The 15,401-nt window shown below is 44.5% G+C and carries 19 protein-coding genes; 4 read left to right on the top strand and 15 right to left on the bottom strand.

What is annotated here, in order from left to right; translation table 11 throughout:
* Nucleotides 1-4 precede the first annotated feature (4 nt).
* From MHUN_RS08600 to MHUN_RS08575, 7 genes are all read right to left on the bottom strand, one after another.
* Nucleotides 5-1,111, bottom strand: a complete 1,107-nt coding sequence (locus tag MHUN_RS08600; RefSeq protein WP_011448642.1) for a radical SAM protein — start codon at nt 1,109-1,111, stop codon at nt 5-7.
* Nucleotides 1,104-1,349 (bottom strand): NAD(P)H-dependent oxidoreductase, encoded by a 246-nt coding sequence (locus tag MHUN_RS08595; protein ID WP_083758508.1) that lies wholly within the window; start codon nt 1,347-1,349, stop codon nt 1,104-1,106. Before MHUN_RS08595 ends, MHUN_RS08600 begins: the two co-directional genes overlap by 8 nt.
* Nucleotides 1,350-1,351: 2 nt before the next feature.
* The gene (locus MHUN_RS08590; RefSeq protein ID WP_011448640.1) at nt 1,352-2,245 is read right to left on the bottom strand and encodes a metalloregulator ArsR/SmtB family transcription factor; all 894 of its coding nucleotides are present in this window, start codon (nt 2,243-2,245) and stop codon (nt 1,352-1,354) included.
* A gap of 60 nt (nt 2,246-2,305) precedes the next feature.
* Entirely contained in the window at nt 2,306-2,908 is a 603-nt protein-coding gene (locus MHUN_RS08585; RefSeq protein ID WP_011448639.1) for a response regulator, read from the bottom strand.
* Between the two features lie 11 nt (nt 2,909-2,919).
* Nucleotides 2,920-3,294 (bottom strand): chemotaxis protein CheW, encoded by a 375-nt coding sequence (locus tag MHUN_RS08580; protein WP_011448638.1) that lies wholly within the window; start codon nt 3,292-3,294, stop codon nt 2,920-2,922.
* Complete coding sequence (locus MHUN_RS20015; protein ID WP_394296016.1) at nt 3,233-3,364, bottom strand: chemotaxis protein CheW; 132 nt, start codon at nt 3,362-3,364, stop codon at nt 3,233-3,235. Before MHUN_RS20015 ends, MHUN_RS08580 begins: the two co-directional genes overlap by 62 nt.
* Nucleotides 3,365-3,437: 73 nt before the next feature.
* Nucleotides 3,438-6,020 carry a methyl-accepting chemotaxis protein gene (locus tag MHUN_RS08575; protein ID WP_011448637.1) on the bottom strand — a complete coding sequence of 861 codons (2,583 nt, stop codon included), beginning with the start codon at nt 6,018-6,020 and terminating at the stop codon, nt 3,438-3,440.
* 176 nt (nt 6,021-6,196) lie between these two features.
* On the opposite strand from MHUN_RS08575, the gene MHUN_RS08570 reads away from it, so the two are divergent.
* Nucleotides 6,197-6,529: a P-II family nitrogen regulator gene (locus MHUN_RS08570; RefSeq protein ID WP_011448636.1), complete on the top strand. Its 333-nt coding sequence runs from the start codon at nt 6,197-6,199 to the stop codon at nt 6,527-6,529.
* Nucleotides 6,530-6,816: 287 nt separating this feature from the next.
* A complete protein-coding gene (locus MHUN_RS08565) occupies nt 6,817-7,821 on the top strand; it encodes a hypothetical protein (RefSeq protein ID WP_011448635.1) in 1,005 nt (334 codons plus the stop codon).
* 279 nt (nt 7,822-8,100) lie between these two features.
* On the opposite strand, the gene MHUN_RS08560 is transcribed toward MHUN_RS08565, so the two are convergent.
* The 7 genes from MHUN_RS08560 to MHUN_RS08530 form a co-directional block, all read right to left on the bottom strand.
* On the bottom strand, nt 8,101-8,664 hold the full coding sequence (locus MHUN_RS08560; protein ID WP_011448634.1) for a flavodoxin family protein: 564 nt from the start codon (nt 8,662-8,664) through the stop codon (nt 8,101-8,103).
* Nucleotides 8,665-8,733: 69 nt separating this feature from the next.
* A complete protein-coding gene (locus MHUN_RS08555) occupies nt 8,734-8,979 on the bottom strand; it encodes a ribbon-helix-helix domain-containing protein (RefSeq protein ID WP_048067398.1) in 246 nt (81 codons plus the stop codon).
* A gap of 359 nt (nt 8,980-9,338) precedes the next feature.
* On the bottom strand, nt 9,339-9,578 hold the full coding sequence (locus MHUN_RS08550) for a hypothetical protein (protein WP_011448632.1): 240 nt from the start codon (nt 9,576-9,578) through the stop codon (nt 9,339-9,341).
* Nucleotides 9,562-10,209: a DUF2953 domain-containing protein gene (locus tag MHUN_RS08545; protein WP_011448631.1), complete on the bottom strand. Its 648-nt coding sequence runs from the start codon at nt 10,207-10,209 to the stop codon at nt 9,562-9,564. Before MHUN_RS08545 ends, MHUN_RS08550 begins: the two co-directional genes overlap by 17 nt.
* An 8-nt stretch (nt 10,210-10,217) precedes the next feature.
* Entirely contained in the window at nt 10,218-10,610 is a 393-nt protein-coding gene (locus MHUN_RS08540) for a GerW family sporulation protein (protein WP_011448630.1), read from the bottom strand.
* Nucleotides 10,611-10,664: 54 nt separating this feature from the next.
* A complete protein-coding gene (locus MHUN_RS08535) occupies nt 10,665-12,095 on the bottom strand; it encodes an MFS transporter (protein WP_011448629.1) in 1,431 nt (476 codons plus the stop codon).
* A gap of 151 nt (nt 12,096-12,246) precedes the next feature.
* Nucleotides 12,247-12,912: a DUF4013 domain-containing protein gene (locus tag MHUN_RS08530; RefSeq protein WP_011448628.1), complete on the bottom strand. Its 666-nt coding sequence runs from the start codon at nt 12,910-12,912 to the stop codon at nt 12,247-12,249.
* Between the two features lie 208 nt (nt 12,913-13,120).
* Here MHUN_RS08530 and MHUN_RS08525 point away from each other — a divergent pair, with 208 nt between their 5' ends.
* Together MHUN_RS08525 and MHUN_RS20010 are read left to right on the top strand one after the other, a co-directional pair.
* Complete coding sequence (locus MHUN_RS08525; RefSeq protein ID WP_143709434.1) at nt 13,121-13,372, top strand: hypothetical protein; 252 nt, start codon at nt 13,121-13,123, stop codon at nt 13,370-13,372.
* Complete coding sequence (locus MHUN_RS20010) at nt 13,372-13,716, top strand: type II toxin-antitoxin system PemK/MazF family toxin (protein WP_011448626.1); 345 nt, start codon at nt 13,372-13,374, stop codon at nt 13,714-13,716. The genes MHUN_RS08525 and MHUN_RS20010 overlap by 1 nt, the downstream gene beginning before the upstream one ends.
* A 12-nt stretch (nt 13,717-13,728) precedes the next feature.
* Here MHUN_RS20010 and MHUN_RS08515 read toward each other — a convergent pair whose 3' ends face one another.
* On the bottom strand, nt 13,729-15,333 hold the full coding sequence (locus MHUN_RS08515; RefSeq protein WP_011448625.1) for an ATP-binding protein: 1,605 nt from the start codon (nt 15,331-15,333) through the stop codon (nt 13,729-13,731).
* Nucleotides 15,334-15,401: the final 68 nt, after the last annotated feature.

Here is a 15,401-nt window from a genome sequence, read left to right as displayed (position 1 = left end):
AAAGTTATGTCTTTGAGAGAATTTCCCTCACCCACTCCTGGTTTTCGTGAAGGGCACATCCGCCCGCTGATTCTGTCAGCACTTCTGGCATATCTCTCAGTCTTTGAAGGAATCGTGATCTCAGCGCTTCTTTCAGTGGCATTTCAGTCAGGTTTGCATCAGAGTATGATGCTGCCGGGCAGGGCTCGAGATCTCCGGACGGACTGACATGAACAAATCCACGCCCTGCAGCAAGGCATCCTCCATAGTATGCTTCATCTCCGGGAAAGCCAAGAAAGAGTGCCGGGTATTTTTGGTTCAGACGGGTGAGTATGCCTGGCAGGTTTTGCTTCTGTTCATGGGTGAGGATCAGATCTATTGTTCCTGGTGTCATGGGAACATATTCAACATAGGAAAAAACCCTGATAGAGGCATCAGTCATCTGCCTGATAAATACGTCACCGGTGACAATCTCAAGATTTGCCCTGGTAGCCGTGATTGAGCAGCCAAAGAAGATGCCACGGGATGAGAGCAGATGACAAGTAGTAATAAGCCGGTCAAATACTCCATCCCCTCTCCGTGCATCAGTCTCATGCCGAAGTCCTTCAAAACTTATCAGGGGGACGATATTCCGGTATGATGCAAGGGTGTCAGCCATCTGTTCATCTATGAGGAGGCCATTGGTAAAGACCGGGAAGAGGATTGTGGGATGAGCCTGTGCAATACGGAATATCTCATCTGCCCGAACAAGGGGTTCGCCCCCGGCAATGACAAGAATGGAGACTCCGAGATCAGCAGCCTGGTCAATGACTGATGTGAGGATATCCGGTCTCATTTCCGTTCTTGGATTCTCATTTCTGGCATGCATGTAGCAGCCTTTACAGGTAAGGTTGCATCGTGAGGTGATGCTGATGATCATGACCGGTGGGACCTGGAGTCCTTCTTTCTCGTGTTTGGCCCGGATTTTCGCTGCCTTCTTCTGGTACCGGAGTATTTTTCCTGCAGGGATGATGAGTGAAGGATCGGCCCCGATTATCCTGATAGCATGACTGATGACCTCACCGATGGTCGTGTTGAAGAGGTCCCGGTACTGCTCCTGCCTATCCTCGGGAGAGATCCTCTGCTCACTCATGGGACACTCCATCTGAAATCCTGAAAGGATCATTCTGGATGGGGCATGCCTGTTCTCCTTTGGTGAAACAGAGAAGACAGCCTCTGCAAGGGTGCAGGGTGAGGTCTTTCAGCCAGACATATTCACATTGAACCGGAATCTCCTGCTCCAGGTACTCTCTGAACATTTCACATGCCTGGAACGTGTTCCCTTTCCGGGGGCTGCCCATGATAACCAGAATTTGTTTTGGATCTGTCATGCTCATTTCTCCTCTGAATCCGGTGTTTTTGTGGTATCTCCGAATGGTTCCGCCTGGATGATTCTTCGGAGAATTTCTCCCCCGGCATCAGGATTTTTTGTGTCCTCTGATGTTAGTGAGATCTCCAGGACAACGATGGCACCCCGGCTGATCAGTGCTTCCTTCAGAATGGGGAGGGCTTCACCGGGCTGATTGCAACAGGTGGTAAAGATGACAACTCTCTTCCCCTCACACCCCTTAAGTGCTTGAACGGCAGCATTCATGGCAGGGGCTGGTTTCCATGCCCAGACCGGTGTTCCCATAACGATGAGATCATACGCTGAAACATCTATGGAATCTGGTTCAATTGGGTCACATGCCATCTTTCGGGATCGAAAAACTCCGGTTGTATATGCTGAAAAGGAAGAATAGGGTTTTTTCGTTCTGATCTCAATGATGTCGCACCCGCTGGCATTTCGTATCTCTTCTGCTATATGGCGGGTAACCCCTGAGTATGAATAATAGATGACACATGCCCGGATTTCCTGATCAGGTGAGGATTTCCTGATAAGTTCCCGGTTGCATCTTCCCATGACACTCGAATACATCAGTTCAAAATTATCCCGGAATTCTACCATCCGGTCGCGGTTGATAGTATAGTAGATATAAAACCCGTCCCGGCGTGAATCAACAATGCCTTCTGATTTGAGGGTTTTTAAATGCTGGGATACTGCAGGTTGGGAGATGCCAAGTCTGGATGCAAGCTCGGATACTCCAAGGGTTCCAGTAGTGTCACAGGTGAGGAGATATATTATTTTCAGCCTGGTCAGATCACCAAGGGCTTTGAATACTCCGGCCATCTTTGGAACTATCTCGCAGAGTTTTGTACAGTCCTCACACTGGTTACATATCTCCATACGTTAGCATATAGGTATTTGCTTATGTGGTTATATACTTTTCAGAGTCTGCTGCCTTCTTCATATGGATATATGGATGGTATTCCAGGCAATTACCCGGTGTTCGGCATCAATGGCAAAGGTGGCATATGGAAGGGCTGCAAGGATATTTGAGAGTTTCTTTTCAGATTCCTGAAGTGCAAGCAGGACTTCCCGGCGTTCGATTGAAACGGTAATTTTATGAACGAGCTCAGCAAACTGGGATCTGTTTTCACCTCCCTTCTGGATGTAAAAATCAGCTCCTTCATTGAGTGCAGCAATTACAACCTTTTCCCGCCCTCTGCCGGTAAAAATGATGAAAGGGATCTGGTTTCCTGTTCGTCTGACCTGTTTGAGGAGCTGTATCCCATTCATATCAGGCATCTCATAATCTGAAACGATTGCATCAAATGAATTGTATGTGAGAAGTTCAAGGGCTTTTAGAGGATTGTTGCAGGTTGTGACATGATATGCTCCGGATCGTTCAATGAAAAGTTTTCCAACTTCAAGGAGGATCTCTTCATCATCGACGTACAGGATCTGTTTTGTCGCCTGGGGAGTTCCGGCTTGATATGGGGATGAAATGTTTTTGGATATGCATGAGGGATGTCGGATCTCATCCGGGATTTTTTGATATGTCTGCATGCATATCCTGTTTATATCTCAAGCAGAATCTGTTCTATATTCAGCCATATGATGAGATCTGTATGAAAATTTTGCCCCTCATCATATCTCTTTTTAATTATTCCCTGGATATGCCCGGCATCATCATGCCCCTGGTGAACAGAATAATCAACCAGGTTCTGGTCTATGGCAAGGACTGAATGTACATCGTCTACAAGGAACCCAAGTTTGTGGTTTTTCTCTATGATATCAAGAATAATAATGCGTTTTTTCTCCTCTGATGTCTTTGATGCCTGGTTCATAAAGAGAGCCAGATCGATGATGGTGGTAATTTCTCCTCGAAGATCAATGATACCCTTTATGTGGGGGGGGTGAGTTAGGGAGGGGTCGAATTCGTGTATATTCAACGATTTCCTTAATATTTTGGATATCTATGGCAAATCTGTCTGTCCCAAGATTAAATTCGATAACCTGCATCTCCTGTCTTGTCACCGTTCGTGGTTTTGATTGCGGTTTTGTATCCATCAATCGTTGAGTCATTCTGCTCACCTTACCCTACGGTAAAACGGGATATTTCCTGATGTACTCCGTCACTGATGACGACAATCGTATTTACGACTTCACTGATCTGTTCCAGGGCTGCAGAGGTCTGCTTTATGGCGACAGATGTGTTGATGACTTCTTCTGATGTTTTATGGGTGAGAAATGCCACTTCCTGCATACTAGCGGTAACTTCCTCTACTGATGCCGCCTGCTCTTCTGAAGCAGCTGCAACGTCAGTAATATGTTGATGAATGTCACCAATTGCCTGTGCAATGTCAGTAAATGAGGTAACGGTCTCAGCAAGGGCTGAACTGCCATCATGAACCACCTGAACCGACTGGGCCATTGCATCCTCAGCGGTTTTTGCTTTTTGCTGGAGAGTTGTGATCATCTCAGTTATGTTTTCGGCTGACGTTCGTGAATCCTGAGCCAAAGACTTTACTTCAGATGCAACTACAGCAAACCCTCTTCCTGCTTCTCCGGCACGGGCCGCTTCTATTGCGGCATTCAGGGAGAGAAGGTTTGTCTGGTTTGCTATGTCTGATATAACTCTGACTATCTTTCCGATCTCATTCATCTCTGCATTAATGTCTTTTACAATGGTATCGACATGTTCTGCGGCGGTCATGATTTCAGACATTGACTGTTCTGATCGTCTGACTCGTTCCATTCCCTGTTTTGCTGATACGGTTGCCCCTTGTGATAGTACTGCAACACGATCTGCCTTGTGAGAGACCTCACTGACCGTCCGGGTGAGATCTTCCATGGCACGGATGATCTGGGCGATTGAAGAATCTCCTGACTCGCTATTTTTACTGATATTCTCCATGATAGAGGCAATTTCCTGTGATCCGGAGGTGATCTCCTCAACACTTGAGTTTGCTTCTTCAATGCTTGCTGAAAGTTCACTGATTTTCTGGTTCAGGAGAGAAATGGCATGTGAAATTGCATTCCCTGTCTGGTCCAGAGCGTCTTTAAAGGCGACCCAGTCACCTTTTACCTCTAATCCGGGGTTAAACCGTGCGGTAAAGTTATATCTGGCATATTCACGGGAGACTGACATGGCTTCGGCAACCGGAGTAAGGGTGGCATCAAGGGTATTATTGAGTTTCTCTATTATATTTTGGAAATTTCCCTGGTGTACGGATGGATCTGCCCTGAATGACAGATCTCCTGATAATGCAGCATCAGTTGTTCTGTCAATATCTTTGATAATGTGTTCAAGTGCCAGCCTTGTTGAGTTAATGGATTCATGGATGGTGTTCAGATTTTTTTCTGCTTTTTGCGTATACTCGTTCCCTTTTATTGCCTTTGATGCAAAATCCGTCTTTCCGGATGCAAGATTAGTGATATCCTGAGAGATGGCTGTCACCGAATGGTCCAGGTATTCGATAAGCTGTTGTACTTCGGTACAGTCAATGAACATGAGGACCAATTTTTCTATATCTTTATTCACATTGAGGACCGGAATGTATGTAGAATCAAGAATTCTGCTGTGTGAGCCAAAATCTACGGTAATCCTACCTTTCTCAGGTTTTTTCGAGGCCATTGCCTCTTTAAGTCCTGCTCCTTCCTTTTTTGTAATGAGAAAATCTCCTAACCTCATCTGCAGGAGTTTATCCTGATTTATCCGACAGATATCAATGAATGCCTGGTTAACAGAGAGTATCCTGCCTTCTGAATCCGCAGTCAGGATTCCTGCAGGATTTTCCTGGATCAGGGCTTCTGCTTCATTCATCTTCTCAATGAGTGAGGTCTGATCTGCAAAGACGGCATATATTTTCGATATCTCTTCTTTTTGACTGAGCACTGGGATATAGGAGGTCTTCAGATATCTGATACCCTGTGGGGTCTGGAGTATTGCTCTCCCATGTGCCGGTTTTTTTGTCTGAATTGCGTCCTCGATCTTCTTCCCATGTGATTCGAGGAATGAGAGATCTCTGAAATTCATTGAACATGCCTGTGTATGCGTATACCCGGTTATCGTAACTCCTGCCTGGTTGATATCACGTATCTGAAGGGATGGATCCATAGAGAAGATTGCATATGGCGATTCTTTCACAAGACTTGCGATCTCATCCAGTTGTGCCACAAGTTCGCTGGTGTCGATAACAGAGGCCATCAGGCAGGGTGTTCCTTCGTAATGTATCTGGTTTAATGTCACCCGAGCTGGGAAGATTTCACCGGAGAGTTTTCTATGGTCCCATGAAAAAGTAACTCTTTTCCCAGAAAACGCCTCCTGAATCTGGGTCAAAGAGGCCTTTTGACTGTCCTCCCCGTTTTTCTGAACCGGGGGAGAGAGAAGGGATGGTGGTTTTCCTACAATGTCGTGCAGGTCCCGTGCTCCGAATAATTCCAGGGTTTGCCGGTTACAATCGATGAATGTCCCTTCAGGACCGACAATCTGAATGGCTACCGGGGCAGCATCAAGAATGCTCATAAGTGTGGATGGATCGTGTGAGATGATACCATCAGAATGGATGTCGGCTGATTCTGGTGATTTTTTGTATTCCGTTACCGGATGGAAACCTGCAGAATTCTGGTAATATCCGGAGAGATCAAAGCCAGTTATAATGGAATCATTGTTCATATGGCATCAGGTTTAGGGGGTGAACCAATGCGGTACGATGAATATCTCTGGGGTCTGTATTCCCTTAACAATTCCATATAGGATCTCTGATGTCTCTGTGAGGAATATAGTTTAATTTATATCTCTATATTATTTTACTGAAAATAATATTTACTTTTAAATCTCTATTCCTGTGGATGAAAAAAGTCGAAGCGTTTGTACGGGTTGAGAAGATCAATGATGTAAGAAATGCTATGAAAGCCATGGGCCATGGTTCGATGATCAATTATGATATCTGGTACCGGGGGACATCAAGGGAGATAAACCAGTATAATATCGAATCTCTTTATGATTTTATGCCCAAGGTGAAGGTAGAGATGGTTGTGGAGGATGAACATGTGGAGGAGATAATTAATATTCTGTGTGAAAGTGCATTTACCGGCAATACCGGGGACGGTAAGATCTTTATTATTCCGGTTGAAGAAGCCATACGGATTCAGACCCGTGAAAACGGGGATATGATCCTTTAATTTTTTTTCTGACATCTGTATTCTGCCATTCCTCTGTTCGTATTTTTTATGATTCGGTGATTTCCTCCGGTAATATAGGGGTCTCTATAGTTACATGAGAAAATATTCATCTTGTTTTATCGGCTAGAAAGAATCATCTGCCTGCCGTTATGGATTCGTGTTCCTGATAGGCAGGGTCTCTGTAATCCGGGTATATCCTTTCTAAATCCGGATAATGGAGATATGTTTATGAAAATCCTCTCTTACGAATTGGATTTTCCCTTGCCCTGGAGAAGAAAGGAGGATATATGATTGATTGTGATCTCTGTCTTGAAAAAATCACGTATAAAAAGAAGGCAATATTGAAGGGCTTTGAAGCCACCGATGATGTGTCTCTATTCATTCGGGTTCTGGACCGTGCGATTGAGCATGCTCAGTATGGCTTATATTGTGTTGATAGGGAATCGGTGTATTCTCATCACGCCGTGCCAGATCAGTACCGGTTTATGATAGAGGGATCATCCGTAGATTATTCGGGAATAATTACGATTCCTGGAGTTTTCAGACTTTTTGACAGGATTTCTGAAGATTTACGGGTCATAGCTGAGTCCCTCCTTATGGGAATGTCTGTATTGTTTCCGGAGAGGTCATTTGAGGCTATGGAGGTTAGAAACAGGATATTACATTTCAATGAAATACTTCGGGATCCTGATTGCATTACAAATCAACCTGGTCTTCCCTTCCTTCGGATACATGGGACCGATAATACTGACACTCTCTATGGGATCATCCATCTTGCCCGATGTACACTCAAGGAGATGATTCATCATCTTACCCCTCGTGAAGAATATGGGGCATATTGCTATAATCTGGAATCATCAGATCGCTTTATGATCCGTGCATTCATGCAAGGCGTGAACCGGATGAGAGGGAGTGATTCCTTCGATTATCCAATTACGCTGGGGATAAAGGATCGGGATACTCTGATCATCGGACTTTTTATGGATGAGTATCATGAACGGTATTCCCTTATTAAAATCAAAGGATTATCACTCACCATACAATTATTTGAGAGATATCCAAATCCCATGAATTCATTCTCCTGTCATATGGCGCCGCTTCAGATTCTCTGGAGAAGAAGTTATCCTGTGTATGAGTCATTCGATGATACCATGGCAGATACGCTTCCTATTGAGTCAGGATCATTTCATGCCCGGTCATTGACTGATGCAATGCAGTTTCTCTCAGACGCCGGGTACTATATCAGCCGGTATAGTCCTGAATATCATTCCCGTGGTAAGATTGCAGGATAATTTGAAGGAAAACGATTATGGAGAATCCGAATCCTGATTTTTCGGATCTCTATAGATTCTCTATACCATATCATTATGGTTTTGCATCTGGATATAATGGTGATGATGCCTGAAAATTCAAAAAAAGGTATATTCATCCATATGATGAATGGTAAAGCTTCATATCATCTCTGTCCACGGTGTTTTCCCTATATAGATCTCTATTGTGAGGTCTGTGAAGGGCATGGGGAATACCTGATGATTGATTCAGAGAAAAACACCTGATTTTGAATTTTTATTTCAGTTTTCCTCTGTTTTTGGGATTATCCCGTCACATGCCCGGACTGCATCGGCAATTGCTTTCACGGTCATCTCATTCTCTAGGACCTTTCCCTTCTTCTCACTTTTTCCCTCAACGGTAGCGATGATATTCATCTCATGATCCAATGCCCAGTGCCTCATGGTGTCGATGGTATGTCCGGACCCATACTCTGCACAGGTAGCGACGAAGATGATATTCTTCCCTTTTAACATCTTTTTGTGCCAGAGGGAGTAGGTTCGGTCAAAGAGGGCTTTAATCTGGGCACTGACATCAGAGAAGTATACTGGTGAGCCCATGATGATGAGATCGCTCTGGATCATTTTGAGTGCAACTTTTCCAAAATCATCCTCAATTACACAGTTATTCTTCCTCATGCACTTCAGGCAGGATCTGCACGGATAAATATTCATCTCAGAGATGTTGTAAAATTTATTCTTATAATCCGGAATCTCCAGTGCTTTGAACTCCTTGTCAAATGCCTTAAGCATTGTCTCTGTGTTCCCGTTTTTCCGGTGACTTCCGATAATGCTGACGATTTTCATCTTGTATACCTCATCGTAATCTGTATTTAATACTTGTATGTATATTTGTACTACTATTTGTAGTACATATTATTGATCAGTCTTCAATTTCTTTCCACATCTGCAACAGAATTTCGCATCAATCGGGTTCTGGTAGTTACACGGCCAGCATAATCCCGGGATAGGCGGGTTCAATTTTTCTACAAGGATTGCAATGATAGCTTCTGACATCGAGCTCATCTCATGTTCTGCCACATAGCTTTCAAGAGCATCCTTTAATTCAATGGGCATTCGGAGAGAGACACTTGCATGTCTCTTAGGTTTTGTTTTCGCCATGTAATACAATTATTATTACATCATGTATTAAATTTTTCTTTGCAACTTGAATTCATTATTAGAGAGTCAATCCGGGGTTTGTGATGGTATCGTAGCAGAAATTCCTGGGTGCAATAGAGTCTCTATACAAAAGCACTATCTGGTACTCAGGGAATTACTCATCATGCCAGCCGACGTTCTTGTCCGTGGCACCGTAGTCGAACATTATTATTCCTTTTTCTCCCTTGATCCTCCCCCCGGTGGCGAATAGCAGGTATTGTATCCATTCTGCCAGCCGGTATGTGGGCTTCTCAGGAAGCAGGATAGTACCGGTTTATGATAACCCTCTTTTTATCATGCATTCAAGGACCTGGCATTGATTATCTTTCCTGTGTAGCAGGAGTATTAAGAGAAAATAGTGATGTTATATCGGGGACCGTATCATCAACTGATACAAAAAACCATGCCTCATCTTCCCGGATGAGCAGGGCACAGGGGGTTCCCAATATCATTCCTCCCTGCTTCCCTATCCATGAATGTACCTTTACAACCGGGTAGATCTCTCTTCCGGCAAGCACAACCGGTTCCAGGATCCGTATTGTATCATATGTATTCTGCATCAATCCTCCCTCCAGATAATACTGGTTTATTCAGAACCTCCGGAATGATTATCCTGGATAAATAGACGAGGAGAGCGAAGGGGTACACAAACCGGGTATCCAGTCTGACGTGACCTTCGAGAACCGGATCATAAAAGTCAGGAACTATACAGATGTCATGTTCTCCCGGAAGCAATGGAATAATTGCCTGAATATATCCATACACCATCCCGGTCGTGCAGGGATCACCACAACCTATCCGTGCATGACAGGTGAGGGTATCGATTCTGAAATGCCTGATGATTCGTCTGCTGCCCTGAACGATCACCGGTATCCATCTCATACCGGATCGGATACTTTCTGCTTCTGGTTTTCCTTCATCGGTGTTTGCACCCTCCTCCCCTGTTTTCGGTATGGAAAAGGAAAAAAGACGCCTCCCGCCGATTCTCATCTCCCCGAATAAGGTCCCGTCATAGAGAACCGCAATACTGAATTGTCCAAGCCCCACTTCACTCTCCCCACACAACCTGCTTGAACCCCTGATTGCTGAAAGTGAGATTTTCAGCGGTATTGTGTAAAGAAATCTCAAAAAAATGAATAAAAACAGGATAATGCCGACCGTGACAACCAGATCACCAGCCGGATGGAACATAGGCACTCCTATGATTTCTCTTCTTCAGTCGGATTGGCAGATGACGGTTCTTTCTGTTTGACCAGCTCGATGACCTGGGGCACGAGTGATTCACTCAGTGCAGTTATCACCTGGGCGACCGGGTTTTCTTTCTTTAACGAAAAGACCTGGATTCCTTCTGCTCCTTTGATCTCCTTATGGGCGACCAGCAGAGCCATTGGTTCAATTCCCCCGCCACCTCCAGCACCGCTCCCGTCTCCTTCCTTTTCTTTCCTGCTTCCTGCTCCGAACGCCAGTCCAAACTTCGTAACCGGTATGACTACCTTATCCCCGAGATCAATCGGGTCACCCATCACTCGCCTGGCTGATATGAGATCACCGATATTTTTTGTTGTCTCTTTGAGCACGTCCTCTGTCGTCATATAAGATACAGATGTTTATGGAAGTAATAAAGGTATGGTGGGTGGAACGTGAAGCTAATCGGTTATTTCTTCAAGAGATCTCCCGGTTGTCTCAATCCTGCACAGGAATGTGATAATAAGGGCCAATATGACAAGTCCAAGCATGACTCCAAGCGTTACCGGTATACCCCACCCCTCCTTAAGGATGGGAACAAGAATAATACCCAGAGCAGCCCCCAGTTTGGCGATTCCAGCAGCAAACCCATGTGCCGTAGCCCGCATCTCTGTCGGATACAACTCTGCCGGCAGGACAAAGGTCGTTGCATTTGGTCCCATATTCATGAGCAGGTTGTAGATCGCAAACCCTACAAAGAGAAGGCCAATCATGGTTGAATTGTACAGGGATCCAATAATCAGGATACCAAGGCCCACTGCCATGCCTGTAAATCCGATGATCTGTAGTTTCATTCGTCCAATACGCTCAATCAGGATAATATTCAGAATAAATCCAATGATAAGGAAGATATCAAGAAATGCCGTCCCCTCGGTAGCCAGGATATCATCTGCGATGAAATTTGTTCCACTCCCTTCAAATGCCATAGCAGCAAGGAGAAGAGGAGTAAATATTCCAATTCCGTAAAAGACCACATCCATCAAAAACCAGGGAACGGTAACAAGTATTGTCCTTTTTCGCATCTCCTTTGAAAATAAAACTGAATAGGGCTGACTTTTCACGTCTGGTTTTTCATTGATGGTGGGGTGGGATATCCGGAATTGTGAGATGCAGTCTTTCATTGCTCCTGGCAGATCATGCAGAGTTTTACAGATAATCCTGATTGCATCCGTTGTTTCACCCCGCTTCATATGCCATCTGGCACTCTCCGGAATGTCCCGTCGTGCAACAAGGATGATGGTTGCAGGAATTGCACCGACAAGAAGCATAAACCGCCATGCAAGTTCATTGGGATAAAGAACCAGAATTAACAGTCCGATGGCTGCAGCAAGGAATATCCCGACCGCCTGGAATGAGAATGCTCCGATAAGCATCCTGCCTCTGATGTTTTTTGGCATGAATTCCGAGACATAGGATGCACAGATGGGATAGTCTGCCCCGACACCGAGGCCAAGAATAAACCGGAAGAGTATCAGACTTTCCACGCTCCATGCCATTCCACAGCATATTGCCGCAGTAACAAAGAGTCCGAGATCCAGGAGAAAAATCTTCTTTCGCCCGTATTTGTCAGTAAGTCGGCCTCCGATGACAGACCCTGCTATCGCCCCAAGTGTTGCAGCAGCTCCAATCAGACCGGCCTGTAATGCTGTAGCACCAAAATAATGAATAATGAGAGGCAGGGCGACTGAAAGGACAAACAGGTCAAATCCGTCAAGGAGGATACCCATCGATGAGAGGAACCAGATTTTTCTGTGTTTTCTGGTAAAACACGCGTCGTCAAGAAGGCATGTGAGGGCTGATTGATCAATACCTGCGGGGGAATTGAGCGGCATGATTATCTCTCAGGGTTTTGGTATTCTATGCTATTTGATTCTGAAGGTGTGATATCCGGTCGGGTGAGAAAAAACCAGGTGTGATACGATAATTACCCAGGTGTCCGGACAATATTCGTCTCAAAAAAAAGTGTTTTTTGTATTTTCTGTATCAGGCACCCGTATCGTAGAGATTTGAGTAGTACCGTGAGGTCATCATTACGATGTAAGGAGCAATGATAAGATCGATAATTCCTCCGATTACGGGTATTATTCCGATTATTGCATAGATTACAAAAATGACGATGAAGAGCACGATAAGGGCAATGATGTACTGGACCCATCCGATCTTCCCGATGGTATTCGTTATCTCACCAAATGCAAATGCTTCTCCCATGCTGCCGGTTCTTGCAAACCGTACCATGCCGATAATTCCAAACAGGGAAAAGATGAAGGCTACAATCATGAAGAGAACCAGGGATAAACCAAAGGTAGCAATCAGCATCCCGAAATAGGCAAGTGGATTGTCTACATTCATCCCGTACATTGCTGCACTTCCAAATCCTCCGCTCAGAGAGAAAGTTGCTATTGCAATGATGATTGGAATTATCATATAGACAATCTCGATAATGATCATCTTGATTCCGTCGATGAACATTCCAAGATAGTCACCTGGTTCCGGAGCAGGTGTGGTTCCTTTCATAACCCGGAGTGAATATCCCATAATCAGAGGGAAGATAATCGATGAGATAATAAGAATAATCCATCGCACCCATTTTCCGATTAATCCCTCATTTGCATAGCCAAATGAGTCACTGAGTAATTCGCCGATTCCCATTAATTTTCACCTCTGTAAAGGTATGAGAGAACTCGACTTCTTGGTATATATATGTATTGTATTGTGATTATGATGTAGGGTGTTTAACTATGGGTATGGTGGTCAAGATTATGAGTAATATTTTTGCTCTTAAAGGACATAGAAAATCGGAATAATAAAGGATAAGGTCAATGATTTCTCTATTATATTGGAAATGGTGAGAAAGAATATGTCTGAATCTATCTTAAAAAGACAAATTATTACTGATAGTGAAGGCAATCCCATTGGGGTAATTTTGCCTATGGATGAATATCTTATGATTGAACAAAATCTGCCAAAAATCGGGCCACACTCTGATGTTAACGAAAAGCTGAAAAGGCTACATAGAGCAATTGAGGATCCTTTGTTCATGACCGATCTTGAAGAATCTATGGCTTCTTTTACATCGGTTGATGATGAATGGTGGGAGCATGAGTCCTGATGTATCAGTGGCACATTTTTGTAGCACAATTAAGTCCGGTATGTGGATCTGAGCAGTCTGGTCAAAGGCCGGTCCTTGTGATAAGTCGTGAGCAGATAAATCAGATTCTCCCCGTAGTAAATATCATACCTCTCACATCACGAAAATCGCAGGAAAGGATTATCTATCCAAATGAAGTATTTATTCCAAAGGAATCTGCGAATTTATTTGCCGATTCAATCGCCCTGTGTTATCAAGTACGAACAGTGGATAAAAGGCGACTTAAGAAAGAAATTGGGTGTATTCATGATGAGAGCTTAATCCAACAAATTCACGAGGCAATCAGGTTCCAATTGGAATTATAACACAACATCTGCCTACATCCCCCAAATAACTACAGGGACCCTGTTCCTCTCCCGGCACTCTTCTAACTCTCTCTTCTCACGAAATATTTTCTCATCCCATGGCACTTCCGGTCTCCGGTCAAAAACAATAATATGAGCCTCATCAGCACCACACCGGTCGATATACTTCATCACCTGTTTCATACCATCCTCAATCGTTTTTTCCCGTGATTTATGCAGGATCTTGAGTTCAATAATGATCCTCTGGACTGTCCCATCCGGAAGTGGCCACCGAAGATAGAGATCGGTCCGTGTCCGGCCCAGACCATATTCCCGGTCAATCCTCCCTCCTCCATTTACGATCCGTTGAAGGAATGCCTGAAGAAGGATCTGCGGTCCTGCTTCCTTATACTGGAACCGCTCAATCCAGCTCTCCGAATGCTCCCTGAAGAACTGCTGAAACTCTCTGATAAGTTTTAAGATATTGAGTCTTCCATCATCATCGACAAACCATGCCTGTTTAAGAGCCATACCGGACTGACTTTCCCAGGATAGTTGCCGAGGGATTATCTCCTGGTATATCCTGTTCGAGATGGATATCTCCCCGTTCGGTGCCTGGGTGATAAGGCCCAGATCCTTTACATATTCAATATCATCAGCACGGAGCATTCCTTCGTAGAGATCTCCCGTGAGGATCGGTTCAATTACTCGCCGTACCCGCTCTTCTTTGAGTTTGTCTGCCAGCTGATCAAGATGTGTCTCTCTCCGGATAATCAGGTTGTCTTTGGCCTGTTCAACCATAGTATCCGTGATGGGATTATCACGGTTTTTCCCGTGCTCCAGTTTAAAACAGGTCTCATATGCCAGGGCATTTACAAGCCATGGCTGTCCGCTGGTAAGATCCCATATGGTAGAAAGAGCCTTGGTTGTGAAGATCTGGCCGGTCTCTTTCGTATGTTCAAGGCACAGAGTCCGGACCTCTTCTTCAGAAAAATTCCCAAGGCGAAGTGACTCTGCCTTGACATTAAAGGCACTTCCACCGGTGATGATCATCTGTTCGGTATCTGAATGAATTCGGTAGTCACGGACATCACGCACCCCGCAGAGAATCACTGTTGATGGGAAATGGTCAGGCCGGGAATCATAACCTGACCGAATCTGGCGGAGAACCGATATCAGGGTGTCGCCAACAAGAGCATCTATCTCATCGATGAGCAGGACGAGAGGTAAAGGAGATAACTCTGCAAGCCTGGTTAAAGCACTGTTCAGTGCAGATAACGATAGGTGTGGATCACAAAGATCTTTCACAATTCTTTGTGAATCGTCATCATATCCGGAAAGTTCAATTCTTCGTTGTATCTCATTAATAATTGCGAATATCCCTTTTTCAACATTATTTCTGGCCACCTGGGCTGCTTCAACGTTAATATATAGGGATTTGTATGATCCTGAAGCGTTCAGGTAATTCTCGAGGGCAAGAAGGCATGAGGTCTTCCCGCTTTGTCTTGGTGCATGAAGGACGAAATATTTCTTCTGGGAGATAAGTCCGAGAATCTCTGAAAGATTGAATCGACTGAGCGGAGGAAGGCAATAATGATCTTTGCAGTTAACAGGCCCGGCGGTATTGAAATATTTCATCCTATAGGTAATTCAGTCAGAATCAATATAGGTCTTCGTATCTTCTGTATTTCAACAGCCAGATCTGA

It is taken from the genome of Methanospirillum hungatei JF-1 (assembly GCF_000013445.1).
GTDB lineage: Archaea > Halobacteriota > Methanomicrobia > Methanomicrobiales > Methanospirillaceae > Methanospirillum > Methanospirillum hungatei.
This window is presented reverse-complemented; position numbering and strand designations above follow the sequence as displayed.

Excerpts from the sequence above, each read along its gene's own strand:
- MHUN_RS08600 (WP_011448642.1), bottom strand. The coding sequence starts at position 1,111 with ATGAGTGAGCAGAGGATCTCTCCCGAGGATAGGCAGGAGCAGTACCGG.
- MHUN_RS08595 (WP_083758508.1), bottom strand. The coding sequence starts at position 1,349 with ATGACAGATCCAAAACAAATTCTGGTTATCATGGGCAGCCCCCGGAAA.
- MHUN_RS08590 (WP_011448640.1), bottom strand. The coding sequence starts at position 2,245 with ATGGAGATATGTAACCAGTGTGAGGACTGTACAAAACTCTGCGAGATA.
- MHUN_RS08585 (WP_011448639.1), bottom strand. The coding sequence starts at position 2,908 with ATGCAGACATATCAAAAAATCCCGGATGAGATCCGACATCCCTCATGC.
- MHUN_RS20015 (WP_394296016.1), bottom strand. The coding sequence starts at position 3,364 with ATGCAGGTTATCGAATTTAATCTTGGGACAGACAGATTTGCCATAGAT.
- MHUN_RS08575 (WP_011448637.1), bottom strand. The coding sequence starts at position 6,020 with ATGAACAATGATTCCATTATAACTGGCTTTGATCTCTCCGGATATTAC.
- MHUN_RS08570 (WP_011448636.1), top strand. The coding sequence starts at position 6,197 with ATGAAAAAAGTCGAAGCGTTTGTACGGGTTGAGAAGATCAATGATGTA.
- MHUN_RS08565 (WP_011448635.1), top strand. The coding sequence starts at position 6,817 with ATGATTGATTGTGATCTCTGTCTTGAAAAAATCACGTATAAAAAGAAG.
- MHUN_RS08560 (WP_011448634.1), bottom strand. The coding sequence starts at position 8,664 with ATGAAAATCGTCAGCATTATCGGAAGTCACCGGAAAAACGGGAACACA.
- MHUN_RS08555 (WP_048067398.1), bottom strand. The coding sequence starts at position 8,979 with ATGGCGAAAACAAAACCTAAGAGACATGCAAGTGTCTCTCTCCGAATG.
- MHUN_RS08550 (WP_011448632.1), bottom strand. The coding sequence starts at position 9,578 with ATGCAGAATACATATGATACAATACGGATCCTGGAACCGGTTGTGCTT.
- MHUN_RS08545 (WP_011448631.1), bottom strand. The coding sequence starts at position 10,209 with ATGTTCCATCCGGCTGGTGATCTGGTTGTCACGGTCGGCATTATCCTG.
- MHUN_RS08540 (WP_011448630.1), bottom strand. The coding sequence starts at position 10,610 with ATGACGACAGAGGACGTGCTCAAAGAGACAACAAAAAATATCGGTGAT.
- MHUN_RS08535 (WP_011448629.1), bottom strand. The coding sequence starts at position 12,095 with ATGCCGCTCAATTCCCCCGCAGGTATTGATCAATCAGCCCTCACATGC.
- MHUN_RS08530 (WP_011448628.1), bottom strand. The coding sequence starts at position 12,912 with ATGGGAATCGGCGAATTACTCAGTGACTCATTTGGCTATGCAAATGAG.
- MHUN_RS08525 (WP_143709434.1), top strand. The coding sequence starts at position 13,121 with ATGTCTGAATCTATCTTAAAAAGACAAATTATTACTGATAGTGAAGGC.
- MHUN_RS20010 (WP_011448626.1), top strand. The coding sequence starts at position 13,372 with ATGTATCAGTGGCACATTTTTGTAGCACAATTAAGTCCGGTATGTGGA.
- MHUN_RS08515 (WP_011448625.1), bottom strand. The coding sequence starts at position 15,333 with ATGAAATATTTCAATACCGCCGGGCCTGTTAACTGCAAAGATCATTAT.